This is a genomic window from Flavobacterium sp. CAU 1735, from assembly GCF_039888695.1.
In the GTDB taxonomy this organism is placed as follows: domain Bacteria; phylum Bacteroidota; class Bacteroidia; order Flavobacteriales; family Flavobacteriaceae; genus Flavobacterium.
This window is the reverse complement of record NZ_JBDQQQ010000007.1, coordinates 189,743-205,246: the sequence shown is the minus strand read 5'-3', so window position 1 is coordinate 205,246 and position 15,504 is coordinate 189,743. Positions and strand designations below refer to the sequence as shown.

Here is a 15,504-nt window from a genome sequence, read left to right as displayed (position 1 = left end):
AATGGCACCTGAAAAAAGCAAAAACTGAGAGAGAGAAAAAGAATGTTTTAAACTATTCCAGAGAAGTCAACAGAAACCTGTTTGTATTTTATTAGGACAAATGTAGTCAAAAATAATTGATAATCAGTAAAATATAAAATATATTTTGAAATAGAACGGTCGCTTTTAATTAATGCAGTAACAAAAGCCCATTTTTTGTATTGCGTTTTTGCGACTATAATCATTACAATTTCGCTAAATCAAACAACGGCGTTCATTTGCTTCGTGAAAAAAAGAAGTTCGCTAAAGCAATAAAAGGGATAATGAATATCCCTCGAAAAAAGGGCATTACCTGTTTGGTAAAATATGAAATGAAAAACTTGTGCAGAGGGCAATTAAAAAGCCCTTTCGCGTATAATTAGATTATGTGCTTACTCCGCCATTTTGTAATGCCCTTGTTGACTGTAGTTGTTTAACGGTTGTAATCTGTTACAGCTAAACTTTTAGGAATGGGATTGTTAAGTACCCATTTTACACCTAATTCACTCATTACATATATGTTTTCAGTATTTTTAGCTTTTACTTCATTTGTAATAATTGCCAGTTCTTCTATTTCTTCTTTGGAAAGTTGATTTTCTTGCTGAATATATTTGAAATAACCGTCTACCATTTTTTTATATTCAATGTCCCAATTGCCACCTCCATTGTCTAGTAATTCCCGGGCTACTTTTCCTGTGATACGAATAACTTCTCCCTGTACGGTTTGGGCAGCACCACGTCCGGGAACCAAAAGCGCCCATAATTCTTCGTGTTGCTTCTGCCAGGTTGTAGCTGTGACGGTAATAGGCGATTTGCCGTCATATACGATCCGTCTTGGAACAGGATCAACCTCGAAGATACTGTAAAGTTCATCTAAAGCATTGCTTGTTTGTTCCGTTTCTTCATTATAAAAATTCGGTCGGTGTTGTTCAAACCTTTTTCCGATTTCAGTAACGAATTCTTTCATTTTTTCTGTTTTCTCAGTACCGGCGTTTAGTAATATTTTGGAAATTTCAAGGGTATCTTCTATGTCGATATTGTTACAACTCCTCAAAGCCGACTCCAATGGGGTGTAGTCGCCATAACCGTCCGAAACCAAAGCCTTAATGTCGGCTCCGTGTTCAAGCAGTATTTTTATGTTCTCAGTATTATGGTTTTTTGCGGCACAATGTAATGCTGTTCCTTGACGGGTGTTTGTATTTACATTTGCGCCCAATTCTAATAAACTCCTTATGTTGCTCGAAAAACGTTGCTTAGAGCGCTCCTGAAGTGGCGTATAGCTATAGTCATTAAGCGCTTCTATATCGGCGCTCTGTTCAACCAGCCATTTGGCTAATTCGTGTGGGCATTCTGCAAACGACAACGCTGTTCCTTTGCTGTAGCCACCACGAGCTTCTATCTCGCATTTGTCGAATAGTTGAATAAGTTCTTGAATGTCTCCTTTCTTAAGAAGTTCCTTAAAGTCTTTCGGTAATGTTTTCTTTTTTGCCATATTGTTTTTTAATTGTAGCTAATGGTTCGGCAGCTTGGTGAAGTGGCGGATAAATTAGATGGAAAGTTCAATTTAGCAGAAATGTAAACAATGCAGCGAGCCGTTGACTAAAATAATAAAAAAGCCAATACGGAATAGTATTAGTAGTGAAAAAAATGTGCGAAATTTCAATCATTATCAAATCCCGATGGTGTGGATGTGTCTCGGGATGAGGTTTGCATTTGTTCTTTAAATACCCAAGCGAAGAGAAGGTGTGGTAGCATAAAGGATATAAAAACAAAAAAGCTCCAAACAACGTTTGGAGCTTTTGTACTCAAGGCGGGACTTGAACCCGCACGAACATTACTGTTCACTGGATTTTAAGTCCAGCGTGTCTACCAATTCCACCACTCGAGCATTTCTTGGTATCGGCTGCAAAGGTAGTATTATATTTTAATTCTGCAAGCTTTATTTGTAATTGAATGCCTTTAAACTACAGGGTTTTTCGAATGATGCTGAAAATAAGCACTGTTAGCGATTCAAAAAATGTGAAAAAGTGCTTTTAAAAGAAAACGTCAACGCTAAAATCCAGTACTTCGGCTATTTCGACATTGCGCTGAATCTCTTCAATTCCCTTGGCAATCCGTAATTCGGTTGTAAACTTCCGACTGGTGGCATAAATATGATCCTGAATGACCACACGGAAAAAATACTTTCCACCCGGGGTTTTAAACTTTAAAAACAAAGTGTCGGCATGGTAGAGCTTTAGCATCTGTATATCCCGTACGCAACCCACTTTCTGATTATGACTCGCGCCGGTAAGGATGATCTTTCCTTTCCGGGAAGTATAATTAAAGCGGTATTGTCCGTTTTCTCTTTTGGTGATTACAAATGCCCCCATCTAAATGTATGCTGTTTTTAAAGGACGGCAAAACTAACAAAAAAGTCCCTTATTAGGGACTTTTTACTATGCTTCTTTTTGCATTTCTTTCTTTTTTGTCACGTCATTTTTTACATAACTTGATTTGCAATTCCAACCGCTTGAGCATGATGCGGATAAAACAGATACAGTAATAATACCTGCAATGAATAATTTTTTCATGGCGTTTGTTTAAGTGTAATTATAGTGGTTTATTTTTTTATGATAAATTCAACTCGGCGGTTCTGGCTTTCCTGTTCTTCAGTACAATTGCCGTTGCATTTAAGTTTTGATTTTCCGTAACCTTTGTAAATTAAACGGTCTTTGGAAATACCATTGCTGGTTAAATATTTAAAAGCCGATTGTGCGCGTTTTTCAGACAATGCCATATTGTATTCCGGCTTACCTTTGGAATCGGTATGGGCATTGATGCTGATCTTCATTTCCGGGTTGTCGTTCAATACCTCGATGATTTTGTTTAACGATAATTCGGATTCCTTTTTAAGGGTTGCTTTGTTGAAATCGAAATAAATGTTCTCAATCTCAATAGCGCTATCGGTTACTTTTGCTTTTAACTGACTTAAGTCGATTTTACCGCTATAGGCAACACTATTTCCGTTTGGTTTAAAATAGTGAGTGTTCGGCTCGTAACCTTCTTTGGATGTTTCGATAGTGTAATCCACTAATGGATCCATTTTAAGACCGAATTTACCGTGGTCGTCAGATTTAAGGGTTTTGATGATGTCACCAAATTCGTTTTTAACAACAACGGTAGCATTTGGTAGTGCTGTTTTGGTTTTGTTTTCTTCTACTACACCGTTGAAATTCTGTTCCAATACAACCAATTCGAATTTGTAAATATCAAAATCGGATTTGTCGGCTTTTCGGTTGGATGAAATATAACCTTTGTTCTGATAGCTGAATGTAAAAGCGATCTCGTCGTTGTTGGAGTTGATCGTTTCACCCAGGTTCGAACGGTTGATAAAATCACCGTTTACCGATGAAACACGGAAAACATCATATCCGCCAAACGTTTCGTGTCCGTTAGACGAATAATACAGGTAACGGTTATCACCGGTTACATACGGATATTTTTCGTCTTTGGCGGAGTTAACCGTTGGTCCAAGATTGGTAACGTTGGTTAAAGTTCCGTCGGTCATTACATCGGCACTATATATATCGTAACCGCCAAAACCACCTTTCATATCTGATGAAAAGTATATTTTCTGACCGTTTGGTCCCATAAATGGGGTTTCGATAGAGTAGTTTCCATTAATAGCCAAAGGTTGGATGTCTTTCCAGAATCCTTTTGCTTCTAAATCAAGCGTAGCTTTATACAATGAAAATTGTTTGCTGTTTTCTTCTTTCGAACGAGTTAAGTAAATGGTCTTTTGATCGGCCGAAAAGGTTACGCCACCTTCATTACCATCGCTATCCAATAATTTGGAAAAAATTACCGGACGCGACAGGTTTCCCTGTTTGTCGAATTCAACACAGAACAAATTGTTGTTTGGCGTATTTGTTTTCGGATCGATTGAAACATTCGAAAACCCTCTTTTCTTATTGGATAAGATCAGGTACTTATTCATAAAGAAGGCGGTGCCAATTTCCGATAGTTCACTATTTACACCTGCGTCATAGGTAGTGAAACTAAAACCGTTACTTTGCGGTATTTTTATGTTTTTAGTAAAACTGCTTTGTCCTTGTGCAAATAATTGAATGGAAAAAAGCAGCGAAAAAACAAAAAGATTGGGAGATTTCATTTTTGTTATATTGTCAAAGTTTATACTGTATTATTCTGATACTGTCACGAATATATACTTGATTATTATGATTGCGTTAATAAATCTTTAAACAGACGTAAAAAATCGATAAAATGCACGGATGTAAAATTAGGATTACATTATGCGGATTTTACGCCTTTTTAAGAAATAACAATAGAAGATGGAAATGTGAAATTTAATTGCCGTTATTTCAGTAGTTTGTTTGTTGATTATGTGGTGGTTAGATTTTATTTTTGTATAGGGAGGTTGATCGTTTTGTAGTTGTTATGGTTCGTCCGTTTATGAAGAAAAAATTAAATTTTGACGAAATATTTGCGGTTTTTAAAAATGCGCATATGGGACGTTTTTTTTGCCCGACTTTTAGGAAGGGTTTTCTTAAAATATTTATTTTCACACTATTGTGAAAAATGTATAAACGCAAAATGTACTAACCCTAATCGGAATTAAGGAGTGTTTTTCTTTTGAAAAGAGGTGATGATTTGGATTTTGTAGATGAATAAGGTTGTTATAAAAATATTATTCGAAGTGTAAAGCTTCAATTGGGTCGAGTTTTGAAGCTTTTAAAGCGGGATAATAACCGAAAAAAATACCGGTTATGGCACAAACCAAAAACGAAAGAATAACCGAAGATTCTGAAATCAAAGTTGGCCACTGTAGGAATATTTGGATCAGTTTTGAGGCGATAATGCCTAATAGGATCCCGATAAGTCCGCCGGTTAAACTGATCAATATTGCTTCTACCAGGAATTGTAGTAAAATATCACGTCCGTTAGCGCCTATCGACATGCGTAAACCAATTTCTTTGGTGCGTTCCGTAACCGATACATACATGATATTCATAATGCCAATACCGCCAATTAATAAGGAAATGCCGGATATGGCCGTTAACAACACGGTTAGCAACTGACTAGTGGAGCTAAAGGTATTGATCAATTCGGCTTGGGTTCGCACCGAAAAATCATCGTCATCTTTCGCTTTTAATCGATGGGAAGTCCGCATGATTTGTTCGATTTCGGCTGTTGCCAAAGCGGTTTGGCTTTCATCGGCCGTGGCGGCATAAATATTTTGCAGGTAGATGGAGTTGGTAATTCGTTTCTGAACGGTACTATAAGGAGCAATAATCACGTCATCCTGATCTTGTCCGAATGCATTTTCGCCTTTGATTTCCAAAATACCGATAATTCGAAATGGGATTTTATTAAACCGGATGGTCTGTCCGATCGGATCGGTACCCGGGGGGAAAATATTGTCGGCTACCGTTTGTCCTATAAGGCAGACTTTATTGGCCACATGGATGTCCGATTCCCGAAAAGCAATACCTTCTTTTAACGGCCAGTTGCGAATCTTTAAATAATCCACATCAACACCCTGCATCGATGTTGGCCAGTTTAGCGAACCGTTGATGGCTTGTCCTTTTGACGATACGGCCGGTGATACAGCATTCAGATAGGTTGCTTCTTTTTTTAGCGCGTCCACATCGGCAAGTGTTAAAGTCTGTACGCTGGATATGTCTAAGCGCGCTCCGGCAGTAACATTACTGTTAGGGCGTATTGTAATCATATTGGAACCCATGCTCGATAACTGATCCTGTATGCTTTGTTTGGATCCTTGTCCGATGGCAACCATGGCAATAACCGATGCCACACCTATAATAATACCGAGCATGGTTAATAATGCCCGGAGCTTATTGCGGCGTAATGCCTTTAATGCGATTAAAAAAAGATTAGCTATTTTCATATTTGTAATCGTCATCGACATTAAAATCGGACAGCATCTGCTTCGCCGATTTTATGTTTTGGTTGTAAAAATCTTTCGTGATTTTGCCATCTCGCAGGGTTATCGTCCGACTGCTAAAAGCGGCGATGTCGGGTTCGTGGGTTACAAAGATGATCGTTTTTCCCTGAGCGTTTAATTCCTGAATCAACGCCATGATTTCGTAGGATGTCCGGGTGTCGAGATTACCGGTGGCTTCATCGGCAAGAATCATCACGGGATCGTTTACCAAAGCGCGTGCAATCGCAACCCGCTGTTGTTGTCCGCCCGAAAGTTGGTTAGGGAAGTGATCCAGGCGATCGGCCAGTTTTACGGCTTCCAGGGCTTTAATGGCTCTTTCCTTTCGTTCTTTTGTTGATACTTTGGAATTATAGAGTAGTGGCAATTCTACATTTTCTATAGCCGAAGTACGCGCCAATAGGTTATACGACTGAAATATAAATCCGATTTTGGTGTTGCGCAACGCTGCCAGTTCGTTTTTGGATAAGGATTTTACATTTACATCATCCAATAAATAATTCCCTTCCGATGGTTTGTCCAGGCAACCTAAAATGTTGAGCAGTGTGGTTTTTCCCGAGCCGCTGCTACCCATTATAGTCATGAATTCGCCTTCCATAACGTCAAAAGAAACGCCTTTTAAAGCCCGAACGGTTTCGGAGCCCATGACGAATTCTCTTTTCATATCCTGTATTTCCAGAATTTTTTTACCCATTGCGATTCATTTTAGGCTAAAATTAATTTCTACCGCCACCGCCGCCCGGACGTTTAGGAATAAACGGACTTGAATTGTTTGCTTTATTGTTTTTGGATTGCCGTGGTACGTTAATCCCGGTTGCAATCTCATTTTTGTCGGTTATACCTTTAATCACCTGAACATCTATATCGTTGTCTAATCCGATTTCGATTTGTTTCGGAACGAGTGTCATTCCTTCTTTTATCCATACGGTCGCCTTTTTGGGGATAATACTGTCGGTTTGATGAACGTTGCTTTTTGATGCCTTTCTGCCTGTCCTGTTGTGAGTGGGGGCTTTCCCGATTTTGTACTGTTTTGTCAAGGTCGAATCGGGTTGAAAAGCGATGGCTTTGGCGGATACTAATAAGGTGTTTTTGATTTCTTTGGTATAGATCACAATGTTGGCTGTCATACCCGGCTTGAGTTTTAGGTCGTCATTCGGAGCATTGATAATAGTGGTATAGGTTACTACATTGGACGAAATTGTTGGTTGCAGGCGTACTTCTATTACGGTACCTGTAAATACATCGTCCGGGAAGGCGTCTACGGTAAAACTGGCGCGTTCTCCAACTTTTACATTTCCAACATCGGCTTCGTCTACCGATGCCTGAACCTGCATTTTGGTAAGATCTTTAGCAATGCTAAATAAGGTAGGCGTGTTTAAGCTCGCAGCAACGGTTTGTCCTTCGCTAACTTTTCGGGATAAAACGGTGCCGTCTATCGGTGAGGCTATAGTGGTAAAAGAAAGGCTTTTTTGTATCGATCGCAATTGCGCCGATACACTATTTACATTGTCTCGGGCGACTTCATATTGGTTTTTTGCTGCTTCAAAGTCGGCTTTACTGATCCCTCCGGCATTATATAATTGTGTTTGTCGGGTAAAGTTGGATTGCTGGTAGCTATAATTGCTTTTTGCTTGTTGCAGGTTGGCGGTAATTTGTTGAACCTGGGCTAATAATAACGACTGATCAATCTGAGCGAGCAATTGTCCTTTTTTAACAACCGAATTAAAATCGACAAATACTTTTTGTATCGTGCCCGATACCTGAGTGCCGACAGCTACCGTATCGACCGGTTGTATCTTTCCTGTGGCCGATACGCTGGTCGAAATAGCGCCATAATGCGGTTTTTCGGTGGTTAACTGTATTATGTTTTCTTCTTTGTTAAATATAAAATATGCTATACCTCCTATAAGTAATAAGCCAATGATGATGCCAATGATTAATCTGCTTTTTTTCATGGTGCTTTTTTTAGAGTTTGATCGGTTCTCCTTTATAGAAGTCGTATATTTTTAAGCTCACTACGGCATTGAATTTTGCCTGTATAAAATTTTGGAAGGCCTGCACATACAGGTTTTTTTGTAATAAGTAATCGACGGTACTGATGCCGCCCAACCGCAATTGTTCGTTTGCAATTCGATAGTTTTCTTTGTTAGCATCCATCTGTTCTTTGGCGGCCGAATACTGGGATTGAGCATTGAGTGCACTGATATAGGCTTGTTCGACCTGTTGCGATAGTATTGTTTCAGTATTGGTCAGATTTAATTTGGACTGGTCAATCGCAATCTTGGATTTTTCAACATTGGTCTTTGCAATTCGGTTGTTAAAAATCGGGATGGAAAGCGAAAGCCCTAATCGTTGGTAAAAATTATTGTCCAATTGCGTCGCGTAGGCAATTTGCTGGTTGTCGGAATACCCGGAAGCCAGGGTTCCGCTTGCGCTTAGAGTGGGTTGAAAACCGGCTTTTGATTTTTGTAAATCCAATGCGGCACTTTCGGTAGCCAGCTGACTACTTTTTACTTCGGGCCGTTGTTCTAAGGCTATTTTTTGTGCTTCCGCTAAAGCAACCACGGGTAAAATTGTGATCAATGTATCGGGTTTCTGAATAACCAAATTATAGCCCGATGGAAGTTGTAGTAGTTGTTTTAGGGTTAATGTGTTTTGTTTTTCACTATTTTGAGAGTTGATGAGGTTGTAGTTGTCGGTGGCTAATTGTGCTTTTAACTGTACCAGATCTTTTTTGGCAATGCTTCCCGCGTTATATTTTAACTCGCCTAATTTTAGTTGCGCTTCGGAGGTGGTTGCAATTTCGCTTAAATAGGTGCTGTTTTCTTTTGTCAGTAAAACGGTCAGATAGGCTTGGGTAATTTGTAATGCAATCTCATTTTCGGCTGCTTGGGCATTGTATTTTGCGGTTTCGATTAATAGCTTTTTTTGTTTGACATCATTGTTTAGATAACCACCGTTATACAATGTCACCGATGAACCAAGGGAATAATTTCCGGCAAAAGTGGCTTGTGTTTGAAAACCGCCTACAACTAAATCGGCATTTTTAGCATTGGTATAGCTTTGTGAGGCGCTACCGGAAAGGCTTGGGAATTTTGCCGCTTTGGCTTGTAGTAAATCCTGTTCGGTGGATTTTTCGGTCAGTCGCAACGTGTTTATTTGTATGTTGTTTTCTTTGGAATAGGAAATGCATTGTTCCAGATTCCAGACCGAAGGGAGTTGCTCTTTTTGTATATTCTGAGCTTGAATATGAAACGTATGACAAATCGAAATTACAGTAAAACTGTTAATGATAAATGATTTCATACATGTACTCTAATTTAAATTCTGAAAAAATAAATTAAGTCTGGATTAGCTTATTATCAATCAATAGAGGTTCTTTTTAAATCGGAAAATCTTGTTTGAGAAATAAGGTATATCAAATATAATCAATATTTTAACTGTATTACTGATTTAACAATGTTTTAATTGTTAATTTGTTAGTCTATTCAGGTTGAAGTGCGTAAGAAAAGTGGCTGTTTGTATTTTGTAGCAAAAGGTCGGAGCTGGGTTTTGTGACTTGGTATGGATGCTAAATAAAAAAGCTCCAAACATCGTTTGGAGCTTTTTGTACCTAGGGTGGGAATCGAACCCACACACCGAAGTACACGAGTTTGAGTCGTGCGCGTCTACCAATTCCGCCACCTAGGCTTGTGGACAACTGGTTGTCAATTGTGGGTGCAAATGTAAATAAAAAAATTAGAAATAATCAAAAAAATAAAGGAAAATATTCTTTAAGTGTGGAATTTAATTTCTAAATTTGCACCTCGTTTAAACACGACAACACTAACTAACTACTAAACAACGAATTAAAATGTCACATATAGAACCGGAAGCAAAGATATTTGCATGTTCTCAAAGTGAATATCTTGCTGAACAGATAGCAAAACACTATGGTGTGGCGCTGGGTAAAGTTACAATTTCAAAATACAGCGATGGAGAATTCCAGCCGTCTTTTGAAGAGTCAATACGCGGATTACGTGTGTTTTTAGTTTGCTCGACATTTCCGAGTTCCGACAATCTGATGGAGCTTTTATTGATGATCGATGCGGCTAAAAGAGCTTCGGCGCGACACATTACAGCAGTAATTCCATATTTCGGATGGGCACGTCAGGATCGGAAAGATAAACCAAGAGTGCCGATAGGGGCAAAATTGGTGGCAAAACTGATCGAAGCGGCGGGAGCTACCCGAATTATGACGATGGATTTACATGCCGATCAGATTCAGGGCTTTTTTGAAAAGCCGGTTGACCATTTGTTTGCGTCGACTATTTTCTTGCCATATGTAAGAAGTCTGAACCTGGATAAATTAACAATTGCTTCGCCGGATATGGGTGGATCGAAACGTGCTTATGCATACTCGAAATTCCTGGAGTCGGATGTGGTAATTTGTTACAAACAAAGAAAACAGGCTAACGTGATCGATACTATGGAATTGATCGGAGATGTTACCGGAAGAAATGTGATTCTGGTGGACGATATGATTGATACCGGAGGAACGCTTGCAAAAGCAGCTGATATGATGATGGAAAGAGGTGCCCTGAGTGTTCGTGCAATCTGTACGCATGCTATTTTATCAGGTGACGCTTACCAGAAAATAGAGAACTCAAAAATTGAGGAATTGATTGTTACGGATTCCATACCGTTGAAAAAATCAAGCCCGAAAATCAGAGTGGTGAGCTGTGCCGAATTATTTGCCGATGTAATGCATATGGTACACAATAATAATTCGATCAGCAGCAAATTTATTGTTTAAGAATTTTTTATTAATTTAATTATATTTCAAAATGAAATCAATTACGATCAAAGGATCTGAAAGAGAAAGCGTGGGCAAATCGGCAACGAAAGCGGCACGTAATGCTGGAATGGTTCCTTGCGTGTTATACGGAGGAGAACAACCAGTACATTTTAACGCAGAAGAAAAAGCGTTTAAAAGTTTAGTTTACACTCCAAACGTACACACTGTTGTAGTTGAATTGGAAAATGGTAAATCATTCAACGCTATTTTACAAGATATCCAGGTTCACCCGGTATCTGATAAAATTTTACACATCGATTTCTATCAGTTACACGAAGACAGAGAAATCACTATGGAAGTTCCTGTGAAAATCGTTGGTAACTCTAAAGGTGTTATGGCCGGAGGTGTTTTACGTTTAAACCAACGTAAACTTAAAGTAAGAGCTTTACCTGCTAACCTACCTGATTTCGTTGAAGCAGATATCACTGAATTAGAAATGGGTAACAAATTGTATGTAACTAAATTACCTACAAACAACTACCGTTTATTACACCCGGACAATACAGTAGTATGTCAGGTGAGAATTTCACGTGCTGCTATGAAAGCTGCTCAGGAAGCTGCAAAAGCTGCAAAAGCACCAGCAAAAGGAAAGAAAAAATAATTTTATTTTTCAAATACTTGAAAAGCACCGGAATCCCCGGTGCTTTTTTTATGCCTATAGCCGGGTAGTCAGGGTGTGATTGCGTTTGGAAATAGTTTACTTTTGCAACATGAAAATAATTGACTGGTTATTCCGGAAAAAAGAAATAGAAGAAAATACAGATCCGATGAAAAAGTTTTTAATTGTGGGCTTGGGAAATATAGGAGCAGAATATGTCAATACACGTCATAATATTGGGTTTAAGGTTTTGGATCACCTGGCAAAAAAGGAAGGTCTTTCGTTCGAAACCGTAAAACTGGGTACTATGGCGGAATATAAAATAAAAGGACGTACCTTGCTGTTACTCAAACCGAATACCTATATGAACCTTAGCGGTAAAGCCGTTCAATACTGGATGGATAAGGAAAAAATCGCTAAAGAAAATATATTTGTGATTACCGACGATCTTAACCTGTCGTTTGGGACAATCCGTATCAAAGCCAAAGGGAGCGATGGCGGTCATAACGGACTTAAAAATATTCAGTTGTTGCTCAATTCAGTTGAATATCCGCGTTTCCGGTTTGGTATTAGTGATCAGTTTAAAAAAGGACAACAGGTCGATTATGTCTTGGGAGAATGGAGCGAAGAAGAAAAGAGTAAACTTCCGGAGCGACTGGATGTTGCAGTGGAGTCAATCCGTTCTTTTGCCTTGTCAGGTTTGGACATCACCATGAATACTTTTAATGGGAAATAATACTTTTAGTATATTTGCTTGATCATTAAATATTTAACGTATGAAAAAATTATTGCTTATTCCGGTATTGTTAACCATGTCGTTTTGCGATACCGCTAATCCAAATAAAAGTAATATGACAACTATAATCGCCTCCGAATGTCCTAGTGATGGTAAATGTACCATCCAATTGCTTAAAAATAAAGGTATGGATAAAAAAATTGATGGTATTGGTAAGTTGTATTATCAGCTGGTGGATAACGATAATAAATCCGTTATTATTTATGAATACAATCGAAATACGGAAGAAGGATTGGAGGATGGACAACACAAGGAAGAGATTGTCTTTGAAGTTGATAATGGTGTTTTTGATCTTAAATTAAAAGATGTTCAATTGGAAAATGTAAAGATGTTGTTTGGAAGGCATTGTTTTTGCCGTGGTCAGGCCGGTTACTTTGCTGTTGGCAAAGGGACTCTGGATTTATCACAAAAAGAAAATTACATAGCCTTTGATCTCGATTTTAAAGTGGATGAGGTGCCGCAACTGTATACAAAAGTAAAAGCTACCCTAGCAAAATAAAAAGAGCCCCAAATAGGGCTCTTTTTTTGTTTGTATTGAATGTTGTCTTATTCGATAACAATCTTTCTTACTTCTTTACGATCTCCGTCAAGAACAGAAACGATATAGATACCAGACTGAACATTGTTTAACTGAATATCCTGGTTGAATAAACCTGCATTTTGATACGATTGGTTAAAAATTTCACGACCTCTGATGTCATGTAATACCACTTTAATCTCATTGCTTGAATTCGAGTTAAATGAAACTTTGAAGTTTCCGTTGTTCGGGTTCGGGTAGATGTTGAAATCTTGTAATCCGAAGCTTTCGCTACCTAATGTTACCGTTCTGGAACAGATGTTAACACCAAAACTGTTTAAAGTTCCGCTGTTTGCTACTGTTAAATCGGCAATAACAAGTCTCCATGCTCCTAAAGAACTTTGTCCGTTAAAGATGTCTAACGTGTTAAGTGGTTTGTAAGCATTACCAGCGGTATTAATACCAGAACAGTTTAAGTTTAATCCTGCATCATCGAAAGTAGTATTCATGTTGCTAAACAATGTAGAACAACCTTGTTGGTATACGATACGGATTTCACCTACTGTTGTAGCTCCCGGTTTTAATAAACCGATATATAAATCGTTAATTCTTGTGTGTGTGATGTTCACGTTTAAGTTAAGATCAGAAATCGTTACGTTATCCGGAACGTTTACACTACCTTGAATTGCCCATGACGGTTGCGCAGAACCTGCAATAGCTGTATTAGGGTTTGCAGTATACGTGTTGCAAGTTGTAGTTACAGTATAACCAACCGCAATGTTTGGAGATAACGCATAGAAAATGTTTCCTACTGCTTCGATCATAATTCTACAGTTTGGAGAAGCAACGTTAGGAACGGTAATAGCTTGAGAACCGTCATTTGGAGTGTTGGCTACCAAAGTAGTAAATGTAGCTCCGTTATCGCTGGAGAATAAAATGTTTACGTTAGCAGTGTTGATTCCGTTTGCTGTAGTTCCGGCTACGTTCCAGGTAACTGTTTGTGTTGATCCCTGAGTCCAGGTAACGTCTGCTGTAGCAGGAGAAGTAACGCGGAAAGGTCCTGTGTTTGCAAAAGTTACTACCATGTTTCCACGGTTTGTTTGTCCTCCGTTTGGCGCTTTGTTATCACGTACAGTTAAAGCGAAATTCATCGTTCTGGCTGCATTTGGAACAACTTCCCATGTTGGTGTAAGGTTACCAGCCAATACGTCCTCGAAACGAGGCATATAACGGTTTGGTGACGTTGTTGGAGGGAAAGAACGGAAATTAGGTCCTGATGTAGACGTTGCTACCGGTGGTTGTGTCGAAATCTGAGTATCGGTTTGTTCCCAACAGTATGTTAGTACTTCTCCGGCTGTATCGGTTGCACTTCCTTTAAGAATAAAAGCTGTTCCGTATGGAATAGTGTAGTTGGCTCCAGCGTTTACTACCGGTGCTGCGTTACCATTGTTTGTTGTAACTGAACAGGTTCCTGTTGTAGTTACAAATGTTTGCATCTGAGCAATACTCACAGCGTGGAAATGTGCATCAGAGTTGTTCTGAACGTCAACTCCAGGACAGATACCAGCGTATCCCATAATCGTGTTACCACTACCTGGTTCTACAGCTGTTCCGGCGCTACGGGTTGAAGTAGTACAGTTACCACCAAGTCCGTTAAAGGTATGTGTTGCTCCAAACTGGTGACCCATTTCGTGAGCTACATAATCAATATCGTACGGATCTCCAACCGGCGAAGGAGAACCTGTGATTCCTCTTGCTTTGTTAGCAGTACATGGAGAGTTTAACTGTGCTAAACCACCACCACCTGTACTTACAGTGTGTCCGATATCGTAATTAGATGAACCGATGTTCGCGTCAATTACAGTCTGACTTTCGTTGATTAATGTATTCGCGTTATCGTTACTGAAGTTATCCGAATCGATAAAAATAATTACGTCATTGTTGGCTACAAGGTTCATGTGTATGGCCATGTCTCTTTCGTAAAGACCGTTAACACGTGCCATTGTAACGTTCATTGCAGCTAATACAGCTGCTTTTTTCTGTGCAGTTGTACCACCGCCTAATCCGGCTGCATTTACGTGGAAAGCTGCATATTCAATTGTACAAGCCATAGCAAGACGGTATACTCTGTATTTTCCGTCGTTAGCTAAAGCAGTTGTATTATCGTTCATTACTCGTCCGGCTACTTCCTCAGCGTCGTCTTCAGTCATACAGCTAAAAGAACGGTTCGTAGTTAGTTCGTTTCTTGAGTAAACGATATAGTTGTTCAAGTCTTTGGTATACGTGTCGATATACGAAGTGCCGTTTGTCCCGGATAATGTCATCGTGTGAAGACCAAAAAGGGTAACACTAAAGTTAATAGTCGCACTTGGATCGTCAATACCTTGACCAACATAGGTCTTAATACCAGGATATTTGGCCGCTAGTTCAGCTTCCATTACCGGAGATTCGAAAATACGGTAGTTTTCCAATTTTCCTTGTGGGTTAGGGAAGGCTAAAACAACATCGGAGTTGCCATTGGAAACATCGCGTAAAGGAGCATTTTGCAACTTGGCTTTCATCGCTTGAAGGTCAAGTGAAAACACTTCAAACTTCAGTGGTTGAGAAGCACGCTCCATCTTTTCGTACATCTGGATTCGCTCTTCTTTGACCTTCGTCCAGAGAGAACCCTGTGCATAGCCCGATGCCGCAAGACATAAGGCTGATACTACGAATAGTAATCTTCTTTTCATTAGTTATTTGATTTATAGTTAATAATTATAAGGTTCGAATC

Annotated in this window: 13 protein-coding genes and 2 tRNA genes; 4 read left to right on the top strand and 11 right to left on the bottom strand. The window is 39.1% G+C overall.

Annotation, left to right across the window (positions count from 1 at the left end; all coding sequences use genetic code 11):
* Positions 1 to 451 precede the first annotated feature (451 nt).
* The 10 genes from AAFN64_RS15325 to AAFN64_RS15280 all read right to left on the bottom strand — a co-directional run bounded on the left by AAFN64_RS15325 (position 452) and on the right by AAFN64_RS15280 (position 9,673).
* The gene (locus AAFN64_RS15325; protein ID WP_347761114.1) at positions 452 to 1,510 is read right to left on the bottom strand and encodes an ankyrin repeat domain-containing protein; all 1,059 of its coding nucleotides are present in this window, start codon (positions 1,508 to 1,510) and stop codon (positions 452 to 454) included.
* 310 nt (positions 1,511 to 1,820) lie between these two features.
* A tRNA-Leu gene (locus AAFN64_RS15320) sits at positions 1,821 to 1,906 on the bottom strand.
* 145 nt (positions 1,907 to 2,051) lie between these two features.
* Positions 2,052 to 2,390, bottom strand: a complete 339-nt coding sequence (locus tag AAFN64_RS15315; protein WP_300490342.1) for a DUF1508 domain-containing protein — start codon at positions 2,388 to 2,390, stop codon at positions 2,052 to 2,054.
* 66 nt (positions 2,391 to 2,456) lie between these two features.
* The gene (locus AAFN64_RS15310; RefSeq protein ID WP_300490339.1) at positions 2,457 to 2,591 is read right to left on the bottom strand and encodes a hypothetical protein; all 135 of its coding nucleotides are present in this window, start codon (positions 2,589 to 2,591) and stop codon (positions 2,457 to 2,459) included.
* Positions 2,592 to 2,620: 29 nt separating this feature from the next.
* Positions 2,621 to 4,171, bottom strand: a complete 1,551-nt coding sequence (locus AAFN64_RS15305) for an OmpA family protein (RefSeq protein ID WP_300490336.1) — start codon at positions 4,169 to 4,171, stop codon at positions 2,621 to 2,623.
* A 537-nt stretch (positions 4,172 to 4,708) separates the two neighbouring features.
* Positions 4,709 to 5,929, bottom strand: coding sequence for an ABC transporter permease (locus AAFN64_RS15300; RefSeq protein ID WP_347761113.1), 1,221 nt, complete (start codon positions 5,927 to 5,929; stop codon positions 4,709 to 4,711).
* Complete coding sequence (locus tag AAFN64_RS15295; protein WP_300490329.1) at positions 5,916 to 6,677, bottom strand: ABC transporter ATP-binding protein; 762 nt, start codon at positions 6,675 to 6,677, stop codon at positions 5,916 to 5,918. Before AAFN64_RS15295 ends, AAFN64_RS15300 begins: the two co-directional genes overlap by 14 nt.
* 22 nt (positions 6,678 to 6,699) lie before the next feature.
* Entirely contained in the window at positions 6,700 to 7,938 is a 1,239-nt protein-coding gene (locus AAFN64_RS15290) for an efflux RND transporter periplasmic adaptor subunit (protein WP_347761111.1), read from the bottom strand.
* A gap of 10 nt (positions 7,939 to 7,948) precedes the next feature.
* Positions 7,949 to 9,289, bottom strand: a complete 1,341-nt coding sequence (locus tag AAFN64_RS15285; protein ID WP_347761109.1) for a TolC family protein — start codon at positions 9,287 to 9,289, stop codon at positions 7,949 to 7,951.
* A 304-nt stretch (positions 9,290 to 9,593) separates the two neighbouring features.
* Positions 9,594 to 9,673, bottom strand: a tRNA-Leu gene (locus AAFN64_RS15280).
* A 163-nt stretch (positions 9,674 to 9,836) separates the two neighbouring features.
* Between AAFN64_RS15280 and AAFN64_RS15275 the strand changes: the two genes are divergently transcribed.
* The 4 genes from AAFN64_RS15275 (at position 9,837) to AAFN64_RS15260 (ending at position 12,713) form a co-directional block, all read left to right on the top strand.
* Positions 9,837 to 10,778, top strand: coding sequence for a ribose-phosphate pyrophosphokinase (locus AAFN64_RS15275; protein ID WP_300490535.1), 942 nt, complete (start codon positions 9,837 to 9,839; stop codon positions 10,776 to 10,778).
* 31 nt (positions 10,779 to 10,809) lie between these two features.
* Complete coding sequence (locus AAFN64_RS15270; RefSeq protein WP_347761107.1) at positions 10,810 to 11,421, top strand: 50S ribosomal protein L25/general stress protein Ctc; 612 nt, start codon at positions 10,810 to 10,812, stop codon at positions 11,419 to 11,421.
* Positions 11,422 to 11,530: 109 nt separating this feature from the next.
* Entirely contained in the window at positions 11,531 to 12,154 is a 624-nt protein-coding gene (pth, locus tag AAFN64_RS15265) for an aminoacyl-tRNA hydrolase (RefSeq protein ID WP_347761106.1), read from the top strand.
* Positions 12,155 to 12,194: 40 nt separating this feature from the next.
* Positions 12,195 to 12,713 carry a hypothetical protein gene (locus AAFN64_RS15260; RefSeq protein WP_300490526.1) on the top strand — a complete coding sequence of 173 codons (519 nt, stop codon included), beginning with the start codon at positions 12,195 to 12,197 and terminating at the stop codon, positions 12,711 to 12,713.
* Between the two features lie 47 nt (positions 12,714 to 12,760).
* Here AAFN64_RS15260 and AAFN64_RS15255 read toward each other — a convergent pair whose 3' ends face one another.
* Positions 12,761 to 15,463: a reprolysin-like metallopeptidase gene (locus AAFN64_RS15255; RefSeq protein WP_347761104.1), complete on the bottom strand. Its 2,703-nt coding sequence runs from the start codon at positions 15,461 to 15,463 to the stop codon at positions 12,761 to 12,763.
* Positions 15,464 to 15,504 lie beyond the last annotated feature (41 nt).

Excerpts from the sequence above, each read along its gene's own strand:
- AAFN64_RS15325 (WP_347761114.1), bottom strand. The coding sequence starts at position 1,510 with ATGGCAAAAAAGAAAACATTACCGAAAGACTTTAAGGAACTTCTTAAG.
- AAFN64_RS15315 (WP_300490342.1), bottom strand. The coding sequence starts at position 2,390 with ATGGGGGCATTTGTAATCACCAAAAGAGAAAACGGACAATACCGCTTT.
- AAFN64_RS15310 (WP_300490339.1), bottom strand. The coding sequence starts at position 2,591 with ATGAAAAAATTATTCATTGCAGGTATTATTACTGTATCTGTTTTATCC.
- AAFN64_RS15305 (WP_300490336.1), bottom strand. The coding sequence starts at position 4,171 with ATGAAATCTCCCAATCTTTTTGTTTTTTCGCTGCTTTTTTCCATTCAA.
- AAFN64_RS15300 (WP_347761113.1), bottom strand. The coding sequence starts at position 5,929 with ATGAAAATAGCTAATCTTTTTTTAATCGCATTAAAGGCATTACGCCGC.
- AAFN64_RS15295 (WP_300490329.1), bottom strand. The coding sequence starts at position 6,677 with ATGGGTAAAAAAATTCTGGAAATACAGGATATGAAAAGAGAATTCGTC.
- AAFN64_RS15290 (WP_347761111.1), bottom strand. The coding sequence starts at position 7,938 with ATGAAAAAAAGCAGATTAATCATTGGCATCATCATTGGCTTATTACTT.
- AAFN64_RS15285 (WP_347761109.1), bottom strand. The coding sequence starts at position 9,289 with ATGAAATCATTTATCATTAACAGTTTTACTGTAATTTCGATTTGTCAT.
- AAFN64_RS15275 (WP_300490535.1), top strand. The coding sequence starts at position 9,837 with ATGTCACATATAGAACCGGAAGCAAAGATATTTGCATGTTCTCAAAGT.
- AAFN64_RS15270 (WP_347761107.1), top strand. The coding sequence starts at position 10,810 with ATGAAATCAATTACGATCAAAGGATCTGAAAGAGAAAGCGTGGGCAAA.
- pth (WP_347761106.1), top strand. The coding sequence starts at position 11,531 with ATGAAAATAATTGACTGGTTATTCCGGAAAAAAGAAATAGAAGAAAAT.
- AAFN64_RS15260 (WP_300490526.1), top strand. The coding sequence starts at position 12,195 with ATGAAAAAATTATTGCTTATTCCGGTATTGTTAACCATGTCGTTTTGC.
- AAFN64_RS15255 (WP_347761104.1), bottom strand. The coding sequence starts at position 15,463 with ATGAAAAGAAGATTACTATTCGTAGTATCAGCCTTATGTCTTGCGGCA.